We start from the raw sequence: 5,371 nt of genomic DNA on the forward strand, positions 1-5,371 counted from the left end.
GCCCAGGCGGTGCTGAGGGCCGGCCAACGGCCGGCGCTACCGATTGCACACATTGCGACCAATCGCCGCACTCCCCCATGTGAAGACCGTGCGGTGACGAGCGCCCCCCCGCTTCGGCTACCATTCCGCCATGCCGCATACCTCCACGACCCCGCCCGCCCTGCAGGATGGCGACCTGCTCGCCGCCATTGATCTGGGCTCCAACAGTTTCCACATGATCATCGCGCGCTACACCCTCGGGCAGCTGCGCGTGGTCGACCGCCTGCGCGAGACCGTGCGCATGGCCGACGGGCTGGATGGCAAAGGCGGCCTGTCTGCCGAAGCGCGCCAGCGCGCGCTGGAATGCCTTGCCCGTTTCGGGCAGCGCCTGCGCGGCATCCCGGCCACCCGGGTGCGGGCACTGGCCACCAATACGGTGCGCCAGCTGCGCTCCCCGCAGGCATTCCTGATGCCCGCCGAAACCGCATTGGGCTATGCCATTGAAGTGGTCAGCGGACGCGAAGAAGCTCGCCTGATCTATCTCGGCGTGGCCCATGCGCAGCCGCCCAAGGCGGACCAGCGCCGGCTGGTGATCGACATCGGCGGCGGCTCCACTGAATTCATCATCGGCCAGGGCATGCAGACGCTGGAGCGCGAAAGCCTGCAGGCCGGCTGCATTGCCAGTACCCGGCGCTTCTTCCCGGGCGGCAAGCTGAGCAAGCGACGCTGGAAGGATGCGCTGACCGAGATCGGCGCGGAGTTCCAGCAGTTCGCGACCAAGTACCGCGCGCTGGGCTGGCATGAAGCGCTGGGTTCGTCGGGCACGCACAAGGCGATCAGCGAGATCTGCGCCAGCATGAAGCTGAGCAAGGGCGCGATCACCGCCGAGGCGCTGCCGCAGCTGCGCGATGAGCTGCTGAAAGCCAAGAAGATCGAGGACATCAACCTGCCGGGCCTGTCGGCCGAGCGGCGTCCGATCATCGCCGGCGGCATCCTGGTGCTGGAGGCGGCCTTCCAGGCGCTGGGGCTGCAGAAGCTGCTGGTCAGCAAGGCCGCCATGCGCGAAGGCATCCTGTACGACATCCTGGGTCGCGCCAGCGAAAACGACCTGCGCGACGAATCGGTCGACGCGCTGACCCTGCGCTACGGCATCGACACCGCACAGGCCGCCCGGGTCGAAAGCACCGCCCTGGACCTGCTGGCACAGGTGGACAACCGCTGGAAGCTGGACGCCGACGATGCGCGCATGCTCGGCTGGGCCGCGCGCCTGCACGAACTGGGGCTGATGATCGCGCACAGCGGTTACCACGTGCATGGCAGCTATGTGCTGGAGAATTCGGACATCGCCGGCTTCTCACGGCAGGAACAGCAGCTGCTGGCGGCCATGGTGCGCAGCCACCGCCGCAACGTGTCCAAGACCGCCTTCGATGCCCTGCCCGAGCGCCTCCTGCTGCCGGCGCGGCGCATGACCGCGCTGCTGCGCCTGGCCGTGCTGCTCAACCGCGCCCATGAAGACACCCCGCTGCCGACGCTGGAGCTGACCGCCGACGACAACCGGCTGGCCCTGATCCTGCCGCAGGCATTCATCGACGCCCGCCCGCTGCTGCGGGCCGACCTGCTCGGCGAAGCCGAGGGCATGGCGGGTCTGGGCATCCAGTTCAAGCCGTTCGTCGCATAGCGCCGCCCACTGCCGGACTGCAATCCGTTCACCTGCGAAAACCCGGCCCCTGGCCGGGTTTTTCATTGGCCGTTTGCGCAATGTTCATGTTGCAACGCATCACAAAGACACATTTCGATACATCTGGACAGGCAGCCAAATTCACGCAATTATTACAACGCGTTGAAATTCCAGACAATTTCTCTCATTTGTTACCTCTTAATGAAAAAGAGTGAACAAGGCCTTTACAACGGCTTAACGACCGGACAATGATCGAGACACCAGCCTCACTTGGCGGCTGGTTTTTCGGGGCGGCGGGGAACTTGGGATCCCCGTCACCTCTTTTGATCCAGATCGAAACGAGAGAGAGAGCCTTCATGAATTCACGCACCAACGTACTGGGGCAGGCCATCCGCTACGCCCTGGTTGCCGGTACCGCCGGCCTGGTGGCCGCCCCGGCCTTCGCACAGGAAACGCCGAACACCACCAACCTGGATCGCATCGAGATCACCGGTTCGCGCATCCGCCAGGTCGACGTTGAAACCGCACAGCCGGTGTTTGCGATCAGCCGCACCGACATCGAAAAGCAGGGCTTCAGCTCGGTTGCCGACATCCTGCAGAACGTCACCGCCATGGGCAGCCCGACCATCAGCCGCGCCAACGCGCTGACCGCGGGTGAAAACGCCGGTGGTACCTACATCGACATGCGCAACCTGGGCACCCAGCGCACCCTGGTGCTGGTCAACGGCAAGCGCCTGGGCATCAGCACCTCCGGCTACCAGGACGTCTCCACCCTGCCGGTGTCGGCCGTGGAACGCATTGAAGTGCTGAAGGACGGCGCGTCGGCCATCTACGGCTCCGACGCCATGGCCGGCGTGGTCAACATCATCACCCGCAGCAACGTCAGCGGCACCACCGCCAACGTCTACCACGGCCAGTACAGCCAGGGCGACGGCGAGCGTTCGCGCTTCGACGTGGTCACCGGCTGGAGCAACGACCGCATCTCGCTGACCCTGTCGGCCGAGCATGCTGAAGAAAAGGGCGTGTGGGCGCGTGACCGCTGGTTCAGCCAGTACGGCATGACCGACCGTCACCCGAACGATTCCAGCAACTGGACCACCATCAGCCAGTATGGCCAGATGACCGGCGTGCGCGGCCCGGGCTGCACCGCCACTGCGGGCTGCGGCTACTCGCTCAACCGTGGTAGCGACCCGACCCTGCCGGGCAACTACCACATCACCAATACCACCCCGTTCACCGGTGACGTCAGCAACGCCAACGACCAGATGCACGTGATGTACCCGGTCAAGCGTGACTCGGTGTACTTCGACGGTCGCTTCGCGATCACCGACAGCATCAACTTCCGCACCGAACTGGGCTACAACCAGCGTGAGTCCAGCCGCCAGATCGCCGGCTACCCGCTGCAGTCGAGCACCGCTGGCGTCGGTTCGATGTCGGTGAACAGCTACTTCAACCCGTTCGGCAACCAGCACGGTTACGCCACCCCGACCGCGGTGGCCTGGAACCGTCGTACCTGGGAAGTGCCGCGCGTCACCACCAGCGAACTGAAGACCTACCGTGCGGTGGCGTCGTTCGATGGTTCGTTCGACATTGGCGACCGTTACTTCAACTGGGACGTGGGCTACCAGTACAACCGCAACGAGCTGGAGTCGGTCGCGACCGGCAACCTGCACAAGGCGCGCGTCGCTGGCGGCGTGGGTCCGTCGTTCTACAACGCTGCCACCGGCAAGGTGCAGTGCGGTACCGCCGCTGCACCGATCAGCTACGACGTGTGCAAGCCGTGGAACCCGCTGGTTCCGTACGGCACCACCGCCGCTGATGGCCTGTACGGCAATGAAGAACTGCAGGCATGGCTGTTCCCGGAAGAAGTCACCAAGGGCCGGACCACCTCGAAGAACTTCTTCGCCAACATCGCGGGCAGCATCGTGGCCCTGCCGGGCGGCGACCTGGGCTTCGCCTTCGGCGTGGAAAGCCGCAAGGAAGAAGGCAAGTACACGCCCGACGCGCTGGCCCAGACCGGTGCCACCACCAACCTGGCCGCTGGCCCGACCGGCGGCGACTACACCGTCAATGAAGCCTACCTGGAAGTGAACGTGCCGGTGCTGGCTGACCTGCCGGGCGCGAAGGAACTGAGCTTCAACGGCGCAACCCGCTTCTCGGACTACGACACCTTCGGCAACACGCTCAACAGCAAGTTCGGTTTCAAGTGGAAGCCGATCGAATCGCTGCTGGTCCGTGGTACCTGGGCAGAAGGCTTCCGCGCTCCGACCATCAGCGATCTGTTCGGTGGCGGTTCGGAAACCTTCGCGCAGTTCAGCGATCCGTGCGACACCGTGTTCGGTTCGTCGCGCACCAGCGCCGAAGTGCGTGCACGCTGCTCGCGTGACATCGCCAACGCAGCGACCTTCCGTCAGCTGCGCCAGGGCGGCACGCCGGTGACCGTGGCCACCGACGCAACGCCGGTGCCGTTCACCTCCGGATCGAACCCGGACCTGACCCCGGAAACCTCGACCAGCAAGACGCTGGGCCTGGTCTGGAGCCCGAGCTTCATCCAGGGCTTCAACGCCTCGCTGGACTGGTGGAAGATCCGCATCGACAACACCATCATTGCCGATACGCCGACCCAGATCCTGCAGGACTGCTACGAAGCCGGCATCGATGCTCGCTGCTCGCGCTTCCAGCGTGATCCGGTCACCGGCATCGTGACCAACCTGAAGTTCGGCAACCGCAACGCGGGCTTCATGGAAACCGAAGGTTACGACCTGGACCTGAGCTACCGTCTGGAAACCGGCTTCGGCAAGTTCCTGGTGAACTCGGCAACCACCTACGTGTCGAGCGCGACCTACCGCACCTCGAACGACAGCTCGATCGTGCCGATCGTGACCAACGGGATCGGCAGCGCCTTCCGCGTCCGTTCGAACCTGGTGCTGGGCTACGAAAAGGGCAACTTCGGTGCCAGCTGGACCGCGCGTTACTACTCGGGCGTGAAGGAACAGTGCGCCAACGTGTCGCTGTATCCGGATGAGTGCTCCGATCCGGGCCAGTATGCGCCGTGGTACCGCGGTGCGCGCAACTACAACGAGCGTGGTGCGGTGACCTTCCACGACGTGCAGTTCCGCTACAACCTGCCGTGGGAAGCCACCGTGTCGGTCGGTGCCAACAACGTGTTCGAAAAGTACGGTCCGGTGATGTACAGCAAGCCGAACTCGGCCTTCTCGTACTACGGCGGCTACGACATCGGTCGCTTCGTGTACATGAAGTACCAGCAGCGCTTCTGATCCACCGCGCTGTAACTGCCTGACAACCACGGCCCTTCGGGGCCGTGGTTTTTTTCGTCTAGTTGATTGCGGGGTTACATGACGTACGGATCGCCGGGCGTTGCCCGGCTGCTGTTGGTTCTTGGCGAACAGCCGGTGGTCATCGTTTCTCTGGGTTGGCGGATCGGGATGGGCGTTCCGGGGGACGGCGCAAGTACGTCCCTGTAGCCTCGATCGCCGCATCCATGCGGCTCACGCCCCCTCCAGCCCACCCCGATCCGCCATCGACAGTGGGTCGGTGGCCATCGAAGATCAAAAGCACGTAGCTGTGGCATTTCCCATGGCCACCGACCATGTATCGAGGGGTCGGCGGGTGGGGGGTACGGGACCGTGAAGGCACATGGATGTGCCGCCCGAGCCTAACGGGAGATTTAAGGCGTGTCCCGTACCCCCCACC

2 protein-coding genes are annotated in these 5,371 nt (G+C 64.5%); both read left to right on the forward strand.

Annotation, left to right across the window (positions count from 1 at the left end):
* Nucleotides 1–130 precede the first annotated feature (130 nt).
* Nucleotides 131–1,657 (forward strand): exopolyphosphatase, encoded by a 1,527-nt coding sequence (gene ppx / locus QMX83_RS19855; RefSeq protein ID WP_282298367.1) that lies wholly within the window; start codon nucleotides 131–133, stop codon nucleotides 1,655–1,657.
* A gap of 356 nt (nucleotides 1,658–2,013) precedes the next feature.
* A complete protein-coding gene (locus tag QMX83_RS19860) occupies nucleotides 2,014–4,935 on the forward strand; it encodes a TonB-dependent receptor (protein WP_282298368.1) in 2,922 nt (973 codons plus the stop codon).
* Nucleotides 4,936–5,371: the final 436 nt, after the last annotated feature.

Source organism: Stenotrophomonas sp. PS02289 (genome assembly GCF_029960115.1).
In the GTDB taxonomy this organism is placed as follows: domain Bacteria; phylum Pseudomonadota; class Gammaproteobacteria; order Xanthomonadales; family Xanthomonadaceae; genus Stenotrophomonas.